The sequence below is a fragment of the Alteribacter populi genome (genome assembly GCF_002352765.1).
GTDB lineage: Bacteria > Bacillota > Bacilli > Bacillales > Salisediminibacteriaceae > Alteribacter > Alteribacter populi.
The window spans coordinates 60,652-78,157 of record NZ_KZ293963.1 but is presented as its reverse complement, the minus strand read 5'-3'; the positions used below and the strand labels follow the sequence as shown (position 1 = coordinate 78,157).

The following is a 17,506-nucleotide window of genomic DNA, read 5'->3' as shown; positions in this document are numbered from 1 at the left end:
AACGAATTGGTATAGGTGGTTGTCGTCTATGCTGCTTTTTGCTAATTGTTTTTTTATTCTTTTTTTATTCATATAAGCAGTGTTACTAGTACAAACTAAACTGAAGTCCGTCAAATCAACAAAATTAACTTTCACTATCGTTCGTTTATTCTTGTCAAAAAAATAAGAATTTTTCTGTGAGATGATGTGTTTCTTCTTATTTAAGAAAACCAAAAATTCACGATTATCCCGGGTGTACGAAGGATGCAAGGCAACTTGATTTATATTATAATTTTACTTGCGTTTAAATAGCACACCAAAAAAATCCCTTGTCCTAAATTGAAACTTTACTGTCCGCCTAGCCCTAATGGTGGAAGTTTTAGTTGGAAGTACACTTTTATTCTTTACAAAGTTAACCTGCACTAAAAGTGTAACAAAAAAATATGAAAGAGGAGGTCTCTCACTTGTCTTTATTGCATTGGCTTGTTTTATCACCATTTATATTAGCAATCTTTATTCCTTTTCTTTATAAATGGTTTCGGAACATACATACAGGGTGGTTTATCCTACCTTTACCGATCATTTTATTTGCATACTTGATCCAATTCGTAACGGTAGGTCCTGGATTCGAACCGGTTACTCACTCTGTCCCGTGGGTTCCGTCATTAGATATTAACTTCACCATTCACCTGGATGGATTGAGTCTCCTTTTTGCCTTGCTCATAACTGGAATTGGAGCATTAGTCGTTCTATACTCCATCTTCTATATTGCAAACAAAAAGGACGAACCTTTAAATAACTTCTATGTTTATTTGCTTATGTTTATGGGAGCTATGCTTGGTGTCGTTTTATCTGATAACCTAATTGTGATCTATGTTTTCTGGGAATTAACAAGTTTAGCTTCATCTTTGCTCATTGCCTATTGGTTCCATAAAGAAAAGTCTCGATACGGTGCACAGAAATCAATGTTGATTACAGTAACGGGCGGTTTTGCAATGCTCGCTGGTTTCTCACTGCTTTATGTAATAACAGGTACCTTTAGTATTCAAGAAATCATTGCGCAAAGTGATGTTGTCATTAACAGTCCATTGTTAGTCCCAACGGTTGTGCTTGTATTACTTGGAGCATTTACAAAGTCAGCACAATTTCCTTTTCATATCTGGTTACCAGATGCAATGGAAGCACCGACACCTGTCAGTGCGTACCTACACTCAGCAACAATGGTTAAAGCAGGAATCTACCTTGTTGCCAGACTTACACCCGTATTCGGTGGTACAAGTGTCTGGTTCTGGATTATTTCCATTGCAGGGATTATTACCTTGACCTGGGGTTCCATTTCCGCTATTAGACAAAAAGATTTAAAAGGGATATTAGCTTTTTCAACAGTCAGTCAGTTAGGGTTAATCATGTCATTACTTGGGCTTGGCTCAGCAGCTCTCTACTTTGAAGTTGCAGAAGAGGGGATGGTTTATACAGTAGCGATTATGGCAGCTGTTTTCCACCTTATTAATCACGCAACCTTTAAAGGCGGATTATTCATGGCTGTCGGTATCATCGACCACGAAACAGGGACAAGGGACATTAGGCGTCTCGGTGGCTTGATGACAATTATGCCAATAACATTTACGATCAGTTTAATTGGTTTAGCATCTATGGCCGGTTTACCGCCATTTAATGGTTTCTTAAGTAAAGAGATGTTTTTTACAGGTGTGTTAGAAGCATCCACACTTCAAATTTTCCAGGTTGAGAATTTCGGGTTACTTTTCCCGGTCTTAGCATGGATCGCAAGTATTTTTACGTTCTTGTACTGCCTGATTATGTTCTTTAGAACGTTCTTAGGGAAACACCAGCCTGAAAAATTGGAAAAAGAAGCTCACGAGGCACCAATTGGCTTGCTTATTTCTCCAATTATTCTCATCTCTATGGTTGTTATTATCGGGCTTTTCCCAAATATTTTATCTTATACAATCATTGAACCCGTCATGAATTCGATTTTACCTGGATTTGAATTCGCTCCTAACATTTATCACTGGCACGGTTTAAATACAGAACTTTTCATGACCATCGGTGTAATTGTATTTGGTTCTCTCATCTTTATGAACTTAAATAAGTGGCAAGAAACATACTTCTTCTTGCGCGAAAGAGATCCACTTAACCGAGTCTATGACACGGGGTTAGAGAAGCTGGTTACCGGTTCTCAAGCTATTACGGATATTCAAATGACAGGACTTTTGCGTGATTATTTCGTCTACATGACAATATTCATGGTAGGAGCTCTGACGATGACAATGTTTTGGTTTGATGCCTTTACATTTTCAATCGACATGAACAATGTAGCTCCAATCTCGCCTTATATTGCAATTTTAATTGCACTTACCGCAGGAGTTTCCTTAATCTTGCCATTTATTAAACACAGAATTACAGCCATAATCGTTCTCGGTGTTGTCGGCTTCTTAATTGCCTTGCTATTTGTTGTCTTCCGAGCACCTGACTTGGCTTTAACACAGCTCCTTGTAGAAACTGTAATGGTTGTTCTACTCCTGCTCAGCTTTTATCATCTTCCTGAGCTTAAAAAAGAGGGCTTCAAACCTGTATTTAAGTGGTTAAACCTCGTCATTTCAATCTCAGTAGGTTTAATCGTATCTCTCATTGGTTTAAGTACATTAGCTCTTTCAAATTCAGCTCAATTTGAAGGTATTTCTGAATTCTTTAAAGAAAATGCCTATGAACTTGCTGGCGGTAACAATATGGTTAACGTCATCCTTGTAGACTTCCGGGCACTTGATACACTCCTTGAAGTCCTCGTTCTTGGAATTGCTGCACTTGGAGTCGTTGCCTTAATTAAACTTAGACTCAAAGGAGGCGAAGACGTGTGAAGACAAACAATGTGATGCTCCATACTATATCACGAATCGTAGCCTTGATTATCCTTTCGTTTTCGATCTATTTGTTCTTTGCAGGACATAACAATCCAGGAGGAGGCTTCATCGGAGGTCTGATGACAGCATCTGCCCTCCTCCTCCTTTATTTAAGCTTCGACTTAGATCGAATTAAAAAAGTCCTCCCAATCGACTATGAAAAGTTTATTGCGATTGGACTTTTGATTGGTATTGCGACTGGTATTAACAGTATGTTTTTTGGTGATCCGTTTCTCACACAATACTTCGAATACTACACTGTACCAATATTGGGAGAAATCGAATTAACAACAGCACTACCATTTGATTTAGGAATATATCTCGTTGTAGTAGCTGTCGCATTACTTATTATACTGACGATTGCGGGGGATGAAGCATAATGGAAATCTTAATGATCCTTCTAATAGGCATCATCTTTTCTGTAAGCACCTATTTAATTCTTACCAATAGCTTATTGAGAGTTATTTTGGGCATCATCATGCTTTCCCATGGTGCTCATTTACTCCTCTTAACGCTGTCCGGTCTTAAAGAAGGGGCTCCTCCTTTATTAGGGGAAGACGCCGGACTTTATGCAGATCCCCTGCCACAAGCATTAATTTTAACGGCAATTGTCATTAGCTTTGGTGTGACTGCTTTCTTACTTGTGCTTGCGTACCGAACGTACAAATCACACCAGACAGATAAACTGGATAAATTGAGGGGTCATGCAGATGAATAATTTATTACTTGTTCCAATTCTACTTCCATTCATCGTAGGTACCATACTCATCTTTTTTAAAGCGTACCCACGAGTACAACGTTGGATCAGTGCTTTAACTACTCTGGTAATGCTCGTTGTTTCCTTTTATATCACTTACATCATCTATACCGACGGCATTCAAACAATTGAATTAAGCGGCTGGGTTCCTCCGTTTGGTATCGTACTTGTTGGGGACCTTTTTTCAAGTCTGATGGTCATTTTATCAAGTATTGTCGGCGTTGTTTGTTTATTCTTCGCCTTTCAAACTATCAGTCAAGAACGAGAAAAGTTTTACTTCTATCCTCTTTACTTGTTTCTACTAACAGGGGTTCACGGAGCTTTTTTAACAGGTGACTTGTTTAACTTATTCGTATTCTTTGAAGTTATGTTAATCGCTTCTTATGTCCTTATTGTTCACGGAGGAACAAAGTACCAGCTTCGAGAATCGTTTAAATACGTTGTTATTAATGTGTTTGCTTCTATGTTCTTTATCGTAGGTATTGCTTATATTTACGGGATAACTGGCACACTGAATATGGCTGATATTGCTGTAAAAGTGGCTGAACTTGAACAAACCGGTGTATTAAATGCTATCGCCATCTTATTTTTAATCGTTTTTGGAATGAAAGGGGCACTTTTCCCTCTTTATTTCTGGTTACCAAATTCTTATTATGGACCACCGTCTGCCATTGCAGCACTTTTTGGTGGCCTCTTAACAAAAGTCGGCATTTATGCGATTATCCGGACGTTCACTCTAATCTTTGTGCATGACCCTGGTTTTACGCATAACATTATTTTATTTTTAGCTGGCGGAACAATGTTCTTTGGTGTTTTAGGAGCCGTTTCCCAGTTTGATTTCAAACGAATTCTCTCCTATCACATTATAAGTCAGGTAGGTTATATGGCTTTAGGTCTCGGGCTGTTTACACCACTTGCACTTGCTGGTGCGATTTATTATATCGCTCACCACATTATCGTAAAAGCAGCGCTATTCTTATTTTGCGGCGCGACAGAGAAAATTACCGGAACGACAGATTTAAAGAAAATGAGTGGATTGCTAAAATCGTATCCGGCTCTCGGCTGGCTTTTCTTAGTCTCAGCTATCTCATTAGCCGGTATTCCGCCATTAAGTGGATTTTTCAGTAAGTTTGCATTAATCCTTTCCGGGATTCAGGAAGAACGTTACTTTATTATCTTTATCAGCTTAATCGTAGGCCTACTCACCCTCTTTTCCATGATGAAAATCTTCATCTATGTGTTCTGGGGAGAAGAAACATTAAAAGGTGAAGAAAAGAAAAAACCGATTCTTCCACTTTTACTGCCAATTCTACCTTTAGTAGCATTGACAGTTATTCTGGGGATTGCAGCTGAACCGATCTTTTCATTCTCAATGGAGGTTGCTGAACAGTTATTAGACCCATCGATATATATAAATTCTGTTCTTAAGGAGTAGGTAAAATGGCTTTTCAAATACTGATTAATGTTGCACTTGCGTTTATTTGGATGCTCTTAAGAAATGAAACCTCGCTCGTGGAATTCGGAATAGGATATATTGTCGGGCTGTTAATCTTATTTTTCTTAAGACGCTTTCTACAGTTCAGATTTTATTTCACACGCGTCATAGCCACTGTGAAATTAATCTTACTGTTCATCTACAAATTGATTTTGTCAAATATCGATGTTGTTCGAATTATCTTAAGCCCGAAATTAGATGTCGAACCGGGAATCATAGCGGTTCCAACAAAGCTTAAAACTGATTGGGAAGTAACATTACTAGCTACATTAATCTCCCTTACACCAGGTACACTTTCAATGAATTTCTCCCCGGATGGGAGAACGATTTATGTTCACTCGATCCATGTTCCGGACAAAGAGAAAGCCATTGAAGAGATTCATTCATCGTTTGAAAAAGCAATCATGGAGGTGACCCACTAAATGGTTTATACGATAGCTAACATTTGTCTCGTTTTAATGGCTATATCAATCTCTGTCTTGTTTATTAGAGTCGTAATTGGACCAACACTTTCAGACCGGGTTGCCGCCTTAGATACAATCGGAATTAACCTCATTGGATTCATTGGCATTATCATGCTCATCCAAAATACGCTTGCGTATTCTGAAGTTATTCTCGTGATCGCGATTTTGGCATTCATCGGCTCCATCGCCTTGGCCAAATTTATTGAAGGAGGTGTCGTCTTTGATCGAAGTAGTGATTAGTATTTTCCTCCTTCTCGGTGCAGCATTGACAGCGATCGGTTCCATTGGAATTCTAAGATTTCCTGATGTCTATGGACGCCTTCATGCAGCGACAAAAAGTGCGACTTTGGGAGTCATTAGTATCATGATTGGAGTGTTCATCTATTTTCTTGTCGTTCAAGGAATGTTTGTTGGGAAGTTCTTACTTACGATTCTCTTTGTCTTCCTAACCGCCCCCGTAGCTGGATTTATGATCTCTAAATCCGCTTATAATGTCGGCGTTGAGCTCTGGGATAAAAGTATTCAAGACGATTTAGGAAAAGATATCAAGAAGTATAAGCAAAAAGGACAAAACCAATAATAAAAACTGCATATAGTCTTTTATTAGAAATCGTGGAAGCCTTAGATGCACAAAACTTGTAACTCAATTTACCGCTTAAATTCTGATGTTAAATCATCGTTTAAGCGGTATTTTTTTATGTATTTGAAAACCCCTGACATAGCCAGGGGTTTTCAAATATAGACGGAGAGTCTGTCTTTTCCGTCTATTCATTCATTTTATTTTCCTCACCTATTTCTTCTGTATCATTCATATAATAAAATAACAAACCACACTGCCTTCAAAAGGAGGTATCCAAAGAATTCTTTGCTCGCCTAATTAAGCAGTTTTAATTTTGGCTGTTCTGTTTTCGTTGCTATTTAGGGATTGCTGAATAACTCAAGAGCTCAAATACAAAGGTCCTCATTCGCGAAAGGCGTGCTTACTGCGACTCTGCTGCTCCTGCGACTCTGCTGCTCCTGCGGTTCCTCGTCGCAAGAAGACCGTTGTTGCTTTTCCTGCTGGAGCATTCCTGTCGGATAGGTTTTACCCCTATTGATAAAAAAAGGATCCTCCGATATGATGCAAGGTGCAAAAACAAACCAGCAATCACAAAGGAGGAACCCTTCATGAATCGTAGTAGAAATGAACGAATTAATCAAGTCAACGAAAACACTCTAGTTATTGGAATCGATATTGCAAAAAAGAATCACTATGCCTGTGCCGTCGATTTGCGCGGACGCGAATTAACGAAAGTATGGCGCATCCACCAGTCAAAAGATGGTTTCATCCATTTTGAGCAGGCTGTTAGACAACTGATGGAGACACACAACAAATCAAATGTGCTCATCGGTTTTGAAGCAACCGGCCACTACTGGATGAACCTTGCGGCTATGCTGGAGGCTTTCGAATTCCCTTTTGTCATCGTCAATCCAATGCATGTAAAACAATCCAAGGAAATGGACGATAATTCTCAAACGAAGAACGACGCTAAAGATGCACGCGTTATAGCGAAACTTCTTCCTAACGGCTATTTTAGTATACCGCGGAAGATGACAACCGCTGAACATCACATGAGGCATGGATCCGCAATCCGGGAACGATTACGAAAAGATATCTCTTCCGTAAAAAACAGGATACAGCGATGGAAGGATCTTTACTTTCCGGAATTCAATCAAGTCTTCAGTGAATTGGGCCAACAAGCTCTTGCCGTTTTAAAGCTGACACCTCTTCCCCAGGATGTTCCACATTTGTCTGTCGAAGAGATGGTCAGGCAACAGAAGAAAGCTGGCGCCAAGTATGCTGGGAAACCCAAAATGGTGACCCTGATTGAAGTGGCTCGTCACTCTATTGGCGTAACACGCAGTCAGGAAATGTCACGGCTGGAGATTCGCAGCCTTGTTCAACAGCTGGAACTATTGGAATCACAACTTGAAGAGGTGACTTCCCAGATGGTTGAGCAGGCCCAGTCATTAGAAGAGTTTCAGTACCTCGTCTCCATTCCGGGAATCAGCGAGAACACTGTAAGCGAGTTATTGGCTGAAACAGGCTCTATGCGCAATTACAGGCATCCACGCCAACTCATTAAGCTAGCGGGACTTACGTTGCGTGAGAACAGTTCAGGTCAGCATAAAGGCACAAAGAAGATCTCTAAACGCGGAAGAAAACGACTACGAGCCTTACTTTATAAAGCGATCCTTCCGCTCATTCAGAACAATGCAAGCTTTCGTCAACTGTACATGCATTATCACTCACGGGAACAAAATCCACTGACCAAGAAAGAAGCAATGGTTGTGCTATGCAGAAAGCTGCTTCAGGTGTTCCATGGACTTAGCAAGAAACAGGCAATGTTTGACCCTGAGAGAATGTTGATAGACTCTTCCAACTATCCTCAGAACAAGGCAGCGTAAGGCTTCACAGTGCTTTAATGTACCTTTGACAACACAGGCACAGAGATTCGGCAAGACGGAGACTTTAGACGCCCAGTAAAGGGCAGTCCATGCAGGAGTAAGAGTCCGAGATCTGCGTCAGGCAAGACCCAACGAAGGAATGTAGGCACTTGATGCCAGGAGACATGGGAGGGTAAGTCACCTGATTGTAGCAGAGTTTTTCTCGTGTGAATTACACCTATATATGGAAATGTATCCCACATTCCCAACGCAACGCGTAATCTCTAAATACAGTAAATGTATTTACAAGAATTATGTGGACCTTGGCAGTCGGAGGCGAGTACAAAAAATTTTTTTAGGGCCTCAAAATCCGGGCGGACCCCCGCCATATCAACTTTTCCTGAGGGAGTCTCCGCCATTGCAGCAGCACCCCTTGCCTATCACTCAAAAAAACAATACAACAACCGTTATAAAACAGCCTTAATTTTTCATTAATGATTCAGGTATTTTTCCAATAGGAGAGCCATGTTGAACTTTACCATCAGCACGAGATGAGCTATTCAGCTCAATAGAGCCTTTTTCAAATAGTAAGATAACACTTGATCCAAAAGAAAAATAAGCCAACTCTTCCCCTTTATCTAAATGCTCATTTTCCAGCGCCGTACTGGTATGGATACTGTTAACGTTCAATGCTCCGATTTTTACAATACAAACACACTTGTCTTGTTTTGTTTTCATCTCTGTTAGCAACCGGTAATTTTTTGCAAGCACACGGTCACCTAATGCTAGTCCTAATGGATTCACGGGAGAAGAGTGCTTCCCCAGGGCCCATGTCTTCCTGATCCTCCCGTTAACGGGACTGTGAATTCTATGGTAATCAGTTGGGCTTAAATAAAAGAGCATATACGTCCCTCCGAGATATCGGGCGCTTGTCTTTTCTAAACCAACTAACTCACTTACATCATAGGTTTGTCCTTTTATCGTAAATGTAGCATCCGATTGAATTTCTCCCACTTCAGAAAGAGTTCCATCTACGGGGCTAACAATAGATTTCGTAGCAGGATCCACCGTCCGGGCTGAAGGGTCTAGTTTCCGAATAAACAGTGATTGTAGGTTTTCAAAATCTTCTAGGTTTCTAGCCGATTCATCTAAGTTGATGTTATATACTTTCGTAAAAGAACGAACAAGAGGCTTACTCGCCCTCGATCTCGCAAATGTTTTAATTCCCCAAGATTGAAGAGGATTTTTCGTAAGTTCCATTAATGTGCGATATAGTTGTTTCTTCAAGTTGATTCCTCCATAAGTTCATCAATCGTTATTTTTATCAGTTCATGACAATAATTAGTAGTTTCCAAGTTTGATTTATGATAAAATTAATATTTAATTAGAGTTGGCTCTTAAAGAAGATGTTCAAAAAATCTTAGAATCATAGTGTTGCAACGGAAAAGAAGATGCTCCTTCTTCACTTTTTTTATACTCGTCGTAGCACACAATCAATGCCCTCCTTTTTTGAACACACTCTAAAAGTTAGCCAACAGTTTAGAGGAGTGATGTCGTTGACGTTATTACAGTATTTCGTCGACAATACCTTTCGAAAATTCCGCAGTCATACTGCCAATTTTTTAACGATCTTAAATTTAGGTCTAGGTGGCTTTGCAATGTTAGCTGTACTGCAAGGACAATATGGCATGAGTGTCGCGTTTATCTGTTTAGCTGCTATTTTTGACCGCTTGGATGGTAAAGTAGCCAGAAAATTAAACATTACTTCTGATATGGGAAAACAATTGGATTCATTATGTGATATTATATCATTTGGTGTTGCTCCTGCGTTATTAGTTTATCAATCTGTTTTGCATCAATTTTCCGCAGCGGGTATGTTCCTAACTATTCTCTTTATTGCTTGTGGAGCTATTCGCCTTGCAAGATTCAATGTAACAGAGCAGGAAGGCTTTTTTGTCGGATTACCAATTACTGCAGCTGGATGTATTCTGACAGTTAGCTTTTTATTAAAAGATACCATAACCTCCGCTATTTTTATGTTAATCATTCTTACATTGTCGCTATTGATGATAAGTAATTTCCGAGTTCGGAAGATGTGAATTAGAAAAGCGCTCTCTCTTGGGGGGCGTTTTTCTAATGATTCTTTCTTTTTTTTAGCATGAAAGCGATAAAACGGAAACAATAAAGACCAATTGGTGGAACTAATGAGAAAGGGTGGTTTTTTGATGGACGTGATCTTGTCACACACAAATTTAGATTTCGACGGACTTGCTTCTATGATCGCAGCGAAGAAAATTCATTCCTCTGCGAAAGTAGTTCTTCCAGAAAATCTTCAGCCGGCTGTAAAACATTTTATTTCCTTATATAAAGACACCTTCGCCTTTACACCAAAAAAACATATTGATTGGAACAAAGTCGACCATGCGATCCTAGTCGATACAGCCTCAACGGATCGTATCGGTAAAATTGCTTCAAACTTACATAAAGACATACATTTTACAATATATGACCACCACCCACTCAGTCAAAAAAATTCCATAGAGGAGACAGTCATACACCACCGTTATGGTGCTTGTGTTACGATTTTCATTCGTATGTTAAAAGAAAGAGGCATTCCTTTCTCTCCACTTGAAGCAACGGTATTTGCATTAGGGTTATATACGGATACTGGTAATTTCACACATGACACAACGACAGCAGAAGACCTTCTTGCTGGCTATGAACTTATATCCTCTGGAGCCAGTCTGGACATCGTGAACCAATTTCGCGGAACACCTCTTACTTCAAACGAGCAGCAACTATTCCAATCTTTGCTCGATCAGAGCACTTTTACTCATAACCTAGGCATCGAAGTTGGGATAACCTCTTATCATCAAGAACACTATACAGGAAAACTCGCTTCTATTACGAGCCGGCTTCTCGATTTGACTGGAGCTGATGCCTTTTTCTCCATCGTCACAATGGGTGAAAAAACTTTTGTAACAGCCAGATCCAATTCTGATCGTGTAAACGTTCTCCCGGCTATTCAACCTTTAGGAGGCGGTGGTCATCGTAAAGCGGCTTCTGCAATGAGGAAGGATTTAAACGCTACTATTCTTGCCGATGAATTATTATTACAGCTTCCTGCTCTCATTGTTTCAGAGCAAACAGCTGAGCATATGATGAGCTCTCCTGTACGAGTCGTCGCTCCGGATACAACGGTTGCCGACGTTTCCAAGATGCTTTACCGCTACGGTCATACTGGATTTCCTGTAATAGAAAAAGAACGACTTGTTGGGATTATCTCACGAAGAGATATTGACAAAGCTCTCCATCATGACCTTGGACACGCACCAGTGAAAGGATATATGAGTCAAGAGCCTATTTTCATTGATAAAGACATGACATTGCAAGATATTCAGTCTCTCATGATCGAAAAAGACATTGGCAGACTGCCGGTTCTGGATAATAAAAAAGTGATTGGTATCGTATCTCGTACCGATCTCATCCAAGAGATGCACGGAGAAGAAGCTATTCTGTCAAAAACGAGCAAACCAACACCAGACCCTCTTCCTACCGGTCGCCTAGATTACGAGTTGAGTAAACAGCTCACCCCTGAGGTTTACCGGCTCATCGGTAAAATTGGTGAAAAAGCGAATGCGTTAAACATGCATGCTTACCTAGTTGGCGGGATCGTAAGGGACATCCTCCTAAAAAGAAAGAATGAAGATATTGATATCGTTGTCGAAGGAAATGCTATCGTACTCGGAGAAGCTCTCACGGGAGAAATTGGAGGGTCAATTCGTACACACGAAATCTTCAAGACTGCCACCTGGACACATACTAGTGGCCTTAAAATCGATTTAACAAGTGCACGAACAGAATATTACGATTTTCCAGCTGCTCTTCCTATCGTAGAGATGTCTAACATTAAAGAAGACCTGTATCGTCGTGACTTTACAATTAACGCAATGGGAATTTCTCTTGCCCCCAATAACTTTGGGCAATCACTCGACTTCTTTCACAGTTTTGACGATCTAAAAAATGGAACGATACGTGTCCTTTACAACTTAAGTTTTGTAGAAGACCCGACACGAATTTTAAGAGCAATTCGCTTTGAAAATCGGTTTGGTTTTTCTATGAATAATGAAACTGAAAGCTTTGCAAAACAACACGTCCACAACTTGAATTCAGTTTCAAAGCCGAGGATCGCCAATGAGCTGATGCGAATGTTGATTGAAGAAACACCAATGTATTTTGCCAAAAGAAGCAGTGAACTTAATCTTCTACCCTTTCTATTAGAGGAAAGAGAAGATACCATCACCATCATGGGTAGATTTGCACAATTCGAAGAACTTGAACATGCTCTATCTGAAGAGAAAATTAAACTCTTACCTTTTCATTGGATTGGTATTCTTTATTTAATGACTAAAATGACGGATCTGGCTTTTAATGAATGCGCAGCTTTTACCCTAAATAAACAAGACATGCATTTGTTAAAAGAAATAAAAGATATTGACCAAAAAGTACATGCCTTTAAAAAACTTGTTCATAGCCCCTTCTCAAAATGGCATACTCTTTGCTCAACGTGGAGTAATGAAGCATTGACTGTGATTTTATCAAGCTGTGGAGAGAATTCCCCTTCCGTTAAAGAACATGGACTTACTTATCTAATAAGAAGGAAAAAAGTAGCGTCAATTTTCTCAGGAAACGATTTGAAACAGTTAGGGTTAACACCTGGACCTAAGTATCGCGATTGGCTTATAGAAGCAGAGGCGATCATGATCGACAACCCTTCTCTTTCCAAAAACACTGTATTAAACGAGCTTTCAAGTCGAATTACTCTATCACACGAATGAGAATATCGATCATGAATTGAGAATATTATATACCCAAAGCTAATCAACACCTGTCATGCTCACTGCTATAATTATAAGCGGTGAGCATTTTTCTTGAATTCCCTAACCTATAGGGTATAATAAAAACAGCACTTTTATATATAGTAATGATTTAATTAAAATCATTATAAATAAGTGTTGACAATCTTTGTTTTTTTGTTAGAATATAATTTGTATTAAATAATAATAGTTATAAAAAAGGGAGAGGTTATTGTGAGCGACAAGCGCATGGTAGCAAAACAAGCACCACGATTTGAAATGGAGGCTGTACTTGCAAATAAAGAATTCGGGAAAGTTTCTTTAGAAGAAAATATGAAAAACGATAAATGGACGGTTCTTTATTTTTATCCAATGGACTTCACCTTCGTATGTCCAACAGAAATCACATCGTTAAGTGATCGTTATGAAGAATTCGAAGACCTTGATACTGAGGTAATTGGTGTCTCAACAGATACGATCCACACTCACCTAGCATGGATCAATACCGATCGTGATGATAATGGACTAGGTGACTTAAACTACTCATTGGCTGCCGATACAAACCATAACGTGGCTCGTGACTACGGTGTCTTAGTTGAAGATGAAGGTATTGCCCTTCGCGGACTATTTATCATAAGCCCTGAAGGTGAACTTATGTATTCAGTAGTAAATCATAACAACGTCGGTCGTGACGTAGACGAAACATTACGCGTCCTTCAAGCACTTCAAACAGGTGGACTTTGCCCGGCTAACTGGAAACCAGGTCAAACAACACTTTAAGGATTACGCCATCCCAAGTTGGTGGTATATGGAAAGTAATTAAAAATTAATGACGTAACTAAACACATTCAAGGAGTGATTGTATAATGAAACTAAGAGCTGAAATGCCTGAATTAACAGGTGCCACAGAATGGTTAAACGATGAACTAACAAAGAATGAACTAGTAGGAGACAAACCGACTTTATTTCACTTTTGGTCAGTAAGTTGCGGACTATGTAAAGAGGCTATGCCGGACGTTAACGAATTTCGTGATGAATTCGAAGACGAATTGAACGTTGTTGCAGTTCACATGCCTCGTTCTGAAAAAGACTTGGATATGAGTGTGATTAAAGCAATGGCGATGAGCCATGATATAACACAGCCGATCTTTGTCGACAATGATCATAAACTTACTGATGCTTTCGAAAATCAATACGTACCCGCCTATTACGTATTTGATGCGGAAGGTAAGCTCCGTCACTTCCAAGCTGGCGGTGGCGGTATGAAAATGCTGCGAAAGCGTGTTAACCGTGTTCTAGGTAACGAAGAAAAATAAATAATAATAAAGGGTTATCTTCCACCGCATGTTTATAAGTCTCAAGAATGTTTTCCCTTGGACGAGCGATTTGACAGTAGCTGTCACTCTATACTTTTATCCGGTAAGAAACAAACAGACTAGGAAACTACTCCCTAGTCTGTTTTTATGTTGCCTACTTTTGTTTGTTCATCTAACAAAACCTCTTCAATTTGCAGAGAGCGTTCCTACTGCTCCATTCGTCATTCTAACTTGTCGGTTCATATAGCCATTGATGATTTGTTGAACAAAGGGAAAAACAATTCTACCATGTAATTTGCCAGCATAAACTTCATTCACGAGCTCTTTTATAGCTTCAAAAGGAGAAAACTTCTCGCGGTAAACCCGATCTGATGAAATAGCATCGTATGTATCGGCGACGGCTAAGATTTGTGCTTGAAAAGAAGTCGCCTCTTCCGTTTGTCCAAATGGGTACCACCCAGTCCCGTCCAGTCTTTCATGATAGAGATGGGCTCCATTAATAATGTTCTCACTGACACCCTCCACCTGCTCTAATATTTCCTTGCGATAAATGGGATGTTTCTGGACTTCTCGAAATTTTTCTCCGGTTAAGGACTCGTTTTTATTTAAGATATATTGTGAACTTTCATCTTCCCTATGTCATGAATGAAGCCAACCTTTCCCAATTCAACAACTTCAGAGTCAGTGCTCGAAGGCTTTGCCACCTCGACCTAATCCGCTCTTTTTATACTCTTTTTTGAACTCCCACTATAGTTATTCCCAGTCTAAATCATTCACTTCCATAGCCGATCGTATACCTGATTCGATCGCGCCTTCAATCCAGGCATGATGCAATGATGTGTGTTCCCCAGCAAAGTGCACTCTTTGTTCAGGTCTTTGAATGACACTCGGAAACTCAGATGCTTGGAACGGTTTATACATCGCAAAACACCCTCCTGAAAAAGGGTTTTCCCCCCAGCTAAAAGACTGACCTACCATAAACGTTTCATACACCTGATCGCCATGGACGTGTGCTAAATACTTTAACGCTTGTTGTATTCTTTCTTCTTCAGACATTGCTTCCCAAATGGAAGCAGCATCCCCCCAGCTATAGCTTGCTTTTACAACCCCAGGTCCGGGCTCTCCTATGTCTCGGCTCGGATAATAGGTAAACTGATTAGGGTAGTCTGTCACTAAACTGCCTCCTAATAATCCAGCCTCTTCCCAAAACTTATTCGAAAATTCGATGCCGACTTTAACTGAGGTTACATAATGCAAATCACGTATTGTTTTCCACTTTAAGTATGAAAATGAATGATAAGGATCCACATCTATAAACCTAAACATCGAAAAAGGTATAGTTGTTATAACCACATCAGAGGAGAAAGTCTGCACTTGTCCATTCATGTCGTCAGTAGTTACAACATCTATCCCATTATCGTTTTGAACAATCCTTCTTACTTTTTGTCCATACAAAATTTCATCATCCAATTGCGGAAGAAAGGCTTTCGGAAGCCGATCATTGCCACCTACAATCTCGTAATACCTAGTATTTACATCAAATAAAACTCCCACTATATTTAGGTACAAATCAATAAACGATAATTCCGGAAACCCTTCTATACCAAGTAACACCCTAATTTTATGAATAGCTGCAGGTGAGAGCGATCTTCCAATAGGATTTTCCCGCAAATAACTCCCGATTGAATAACGGTCAAAGTGCTGTATTAAATCTTCCTTTTCTTGTTCTGTTGCGTATTCAAAGAGCATAGCAAAGGGACGAATAGCTGACTGAAGAAGTTCTAGAGCGGTCAAATTCACCTCATCACCATATAAAGGAAAGTCTAATATCGCTGGATCCTCTTCATAAATATAGCGCCTTGTTAAAATACCATTGACGTAAATCAGGTCATTTATGGTACTTCCTATAAAGGGTTGAGTCCGAAGCTTAAACTTATTAATATATTCAAAAGCTAATCGATGCTGAATTGGAATTCGCATAGCGCCAGCGTCAAAATAGTTACCTTGTGTAAACGGCTCACGAATGGTATGCACTCTCCCCCCGACCCTTGTATTAGCTTCAAGAATGGTAACCTGGTGACCTGCCTCTTTTAACAAAGATCCTGCAACTAGACCTGCCATTCCTGCTCCTAAAATTGTAACTCTTTTTTTTGTTAACCTTGGTGGAAGTCCATAACGAATCATAGCGATCATTCTGTCAGGGTCAATAGGAGGTGGCAAATCCGGATCTGGACTTACAGTATTCGGCCGCTTTTTGTTCACGATATCGCCCCTTTTTGTAGGTTAATTAATTAAAAGGACTTGTCAGTGACAACCACTTGCTTAAGGTAAGTCGCATCCCATATTCCAAATATTTGAACTCCATCTATAAGATAGTATTCACAAAAAATTAATGTATGTTATTCACCATTACATTTCCACGATTTAACAACAAATGACTTCTCTTTGGATGGAAGTTGACTTTGTCCTTTCCCTTTCGATATGCTAATGGTAAAATAAGTATCGCTTAATAAAATCCGCGTAGTGGCATTTTATAAAAGAGCCTTTAAGAAAAGGACACTTTACATATAGGAGGAGTACAATGAGTGTACATATTGGTGCAAAACAAGGAGAAATTGCTGAATCCATTCTATTACCAGGAGATCCGCTAAGAGCGAAGTATATTGCTGATACGTTCTTAGAAGACGTAACTTGTTACAACGAAGTCCGTGGAATGTTAGGCTACACAGGCACATATAAAGGCAAACGTATTTCTGTACAAGGAACAGGCATGGGTGTACCATCCATTTCAATTTACACCCACGAATTAATCAATGAATATGGTGTTAAAAACTTAATCCGCGTTGGAACATGCGGTGCATTCCAGAAGGACGTAAAAGTAAGAGATGTCATTCTTGCTATGAGTGCCTCCTCTGATTCCGGTGTAAATCGCCGTCATTTTAATCACATCGACTTCGCTCCAACAGCTGATTTTGGTCTGTTGAAAAGTGCATATGACGGTGCTGTTTCCAGTGGATTGAATGTTCGCGTTGGAAACGTATATACGAGTGATGTGTTTTATAATGATGACAAGGAAACTGTTCAGCTCTTAGCCGACCACCAAGTTCTTGCTGTTGAAATGGAATCTTCAGCTCTTTACACAATCGCAGCACGTTTTGGTGTGAATGCTCTTAGCGTATTAACGGTAAGTGACCACCTGATTACAGGAGAAGAAACAAGCTCTCAAGAGCGTCAAGAAACGTTTAATGAGATGGTAGAAGTGGCTCTGACGGCTGCAGTGAAAGCCGAGTAATT

General features: G+C 39.7%; 16 protein-coding genes. 13 read left to right on the top strand and 3 right to left on the bottom strand.

Annotated features, from left to right (window positions below):
• Positions 1-443: 443 nt before the first annotated feature.
• From CDZ94_RS00345 to CDZ94_RS00310, 8 genes are all read left to right on the top strand, one after another.
• Positions 444-2,855, top strand: coding sequence for a Na+/H+ antiporter subunit A (locus CDZ94_RS00345; protein WP_096434543.1), 2,412 nt, complete (start codon positions 444-446; stop codon positions 2,853-2,855).
• Positions 2,852-3,277, top strand: coding sequence for a Na(+)/H(+) antiporter subunit B (locus CDZ94_RS00340; RefSeq protein WP_245415690.1), 426 nt, complete (start codon positions 2,852-2,854; stop codon positions 3,275-3,277). Before CDZ94_RS00345 ends, CDZ94_RS00340 begins: the two co-directional genes overlap by 4 nt.
• Positions 3,277-3,615: a Na(+)/H(+) antiporter subunit C gene (locus tag CDZ94_RS00335; protein ID WP_096434541.1), complete on the top strand. Its 339-nt coding sequence runs from the start codon at positions 3,277-3,279 to the stop codon at positions 3,613-3,615. The genes CDZ94_RS00340 and CDZ94_RS00335 overlap by 1 nt, the downstream gene beginning before the upstream one ends.
• The gene (locus CDZ94_RS00330; RefSeq protein ID WP_096434539.1) at positions 3,608-5,089 is read left to right on the top strand and encodes a Na+/H+ antiporter subunit D; all 1,482 of its coding nucleotides are present in this window, start codon (positions 3,608-3,610) and stop codon (positions 5,087-5,089) included. The genes CDZ94_RS00335 and CDZ94_RS00330 overlap by 8 nt, the downstream gene beginning before the upstream one ends.
• 5 nt (positions 5,090-5,094) lie before the next feature.
• Positions 5,095-5,571 carry a Na+/H+ antiporter subunit E gene (locus CDZ94_RS00325; RefSeq protein WP_096434537.1) on the top strand — a complete coding sequence of 159 codons (477 nt, stop codon included), beginning with the start codon at positions 5,095-5,097 and terminating at the stop codon, positions 5,569-5,571.
• Entirely contained in the window at positions 5,572-5,853 is a 282-nt protein-coding gene (locus tag CDZ94_RS00320; RefSeq protein ID WP_096434535.1) for a Na(+)/H(+) antiporter subunit F1, read from the top strand.
• Positions 5,834-6,193, top strand: a complete 360-nt coding sequence (mnhG, locus tag CDZ94_RS00315) for a monovalent cation/H(+) antiporter subunit G (protein WP_198520855.1) — start codon at positions 5,834-5,836, stop codon at positions 6,191-6,193. Before CDZ94_RS00320 ends, mnhG begins: the two co-directional genes overlap by 20 nt.
• 587 nt (positions 6,194-6,780) lie before the next feature.
• Positions 6,781-8,061: an IS110 family RNA-guided transposase gene (locus CDZ94_RS00310; RefSeq protein ID WP_096434449.1), complete on the top strand. Its 1,281-nt coding sequence runs from the start codon at positions 6,781-6,783 to the stop codon at positions 8,059-8,061.
• Positions 8,062-8,520: 459 nt separating this feature from the next.
• On the opposite strand, the gene CDZ94_RS00305 is transcribed toward CDZ94_RS00310, so the two are convergent.
• Positions 8,521-9,327 carry a phosphatidylserine decarboxylase gene (locus CDZ94_RS00305; RefSeq protein WP_096434531.1) on the bottom strand — a complete coding sequence of 269 codons (807 nt, stop codon included), beginning with the start codon at positions 9,325-9,327 and terminating at the stop codon, positions 8,521-8,523.
• Between the two features lie 269 nt (positions 9,328-9,596).
• Here CDZ94_RS00305 and pssA point away from each other — a divergent pair, with 269 nt between their 5' ends.
• From pssA to CDZ94_RS00285, 4 genes are all read left to right on the top strand, one after another.
• Complete coding sequence (pssA, locus tag CDZ94_RS00300) at positions 9,597-10,139, top strand: CDP-diacylglycerol--serine O-phosphatidyltransferase (RefSeq protein WP_198520856.1); 543 nt, start codon at positions 9,597-9,599, stop codon at positions 10,137-10,139.
• Between the two features lie 126 nt (positions 10,140-10,265).
• Complete coding sequence (locus tag CDZ94_RS00295) at positions 10,266-12,878, top strand: CBS domain-containing protein (protein ID WP_198546688.1); 2,613 nt, start codon at positions 10,266-10,268, stop codon at positions 12,876-12,878.
• 267 nt (positions 12,879-13,145) lie between these two features.
• A complete protein-coding gene (locus tag CDZ94_RS00290) occupies positions 13,146-13,676 on the top strand; it encodes a peroxiredoxin (RefSeq protein WP_096440459.1) in 531 nt (176 codons plus the stop codon).
• Between the two features lie 86 nt (positions 13,677-13,762).
• Positions 13,763-14,212 carry a redoxin domain-containing protein gene (locus CDZ94_RS00285; protein WP_096434525.1) on the top strand — a complete coding sequence of 150 codons (450 nt, stop codon included), beginning with the start codon at positions 13,763-13,765 and terminating at the stop codon, positions 14,210-14,212.
• Positions 14,213-14,398: 186 nt separating this feature from the next.
• Here CDZ94_RS00285 and CDZ94_RS00280 read toward each other — a convergent pair whose 3' ends face one another.
• Both CDZ94_RS00280 and CDZ94_RS00275 read right to left on the bottom strand, forming a co-directional pair.
• Positions 14,399-14,824, bottom strand: coding sequence for an HD-GYP domain-containing protein (locus tag CDZ94_RS00280; protein WP_096434523.1), 426 nt, complete (start codon positions 14,822-14,824; stop codon positions 14,399-14,401).
• A 141-nt stretch (positions 14,825-14,965) separates the two neighbouring features.
• Complete coding sequence (locus CDZ94_RS00275) at positions 14,966-16,474, bottom strand: flavin monoamine oxidase family protein (RefSeq protein WP_342587608.1); 1,509 nt, start codon at positions 16,472-16,474, stop codon at positions 14,966-14,968.
• Positions 16,475-16,793: 319 nt separating this feature from the next.
• Between CDZ94_RS00275 and deoD the strand changes: the two genes are divergently transcribed.
• On the top strand, positions 16,794-17,504 hold the full coding sequence (gene deoD, locus CDZ94_RS00270; RefSeq protein WP_096434521.1) for a purine-nucleoside phosphorylase: 711 nt from the start codon (positions 16,794-16,796) through the stop codon (positions 17,502-17,504).
• Positions 17,505-17,506 lie beyond the last annotated feature (2 nt).

Excerpts from the sequence above, each read along its gene's own strand:
- CDZ94_RS00335 (WP_096434541.1), top strand. The coding sequence starts at position 3,277 with ATGGAAATCTTAATGATCCTTCTAATAGGCATCATCTTTTCTGTAAGC.
- CDZ94_RS00330 (WP_096434539.1), top strand. The coding sequence starts at position 3,608 with ATGAATAATTTATTACTTGTTCCAATTCTACTTCCATTCATCGTAGGT.
- CDZ94_RS00325 (WP_096434537.1), top strand. The coding sequence starts at position 5,095 with ATGGCTTTTCAAATACTGATTAATGTTGCACTTGCGTTTATTTGGATG.
- CDZ94_RS00320 (WP_096434535.1), top strand. The coding sequence starts at position 5,572 with ATGGTTTATACGATAGCTAACATTTGTCTCGTTTTAATGGCTATATCA.
- CDZ94_RS00310 (WP_096434449.1), top strand. The coding sequence starts at position 6,781 with ATGAATCGTAGTAGAAATGAACGAATTAATCAAGTCAACGAAAACACT.
- CDZ94_RS00295 (WP_198546688.1), top strand. The coding sequence starts at position 10,266 with ATGGACGTGATCTTGTCACACACAAATTTAGATTTCGACGGACTTGCT.
- CDZ94_RS00290 (WP_096440459.1), top strand. The coding sequence starts at position 13,146 with ATGGTAGCAAAACAAGCACCACGATTTGAAATGGAGGCTGTACTTGCA.
- CDZ94_RS00285 (WP_096434525.1), top strand. The coding sequence starts at position 13,763 with ATGAAACTAAGAGCTGAAATGCCTGAATTAACAGGTGCCACAGAATGG.
- deoD (WP_096434521.1), top strand. The coding sequence starts at position 16,794 with ATGAGTGTACATATTGGTGCAAAACAAGGAGAAATTGCTGAATCCATT.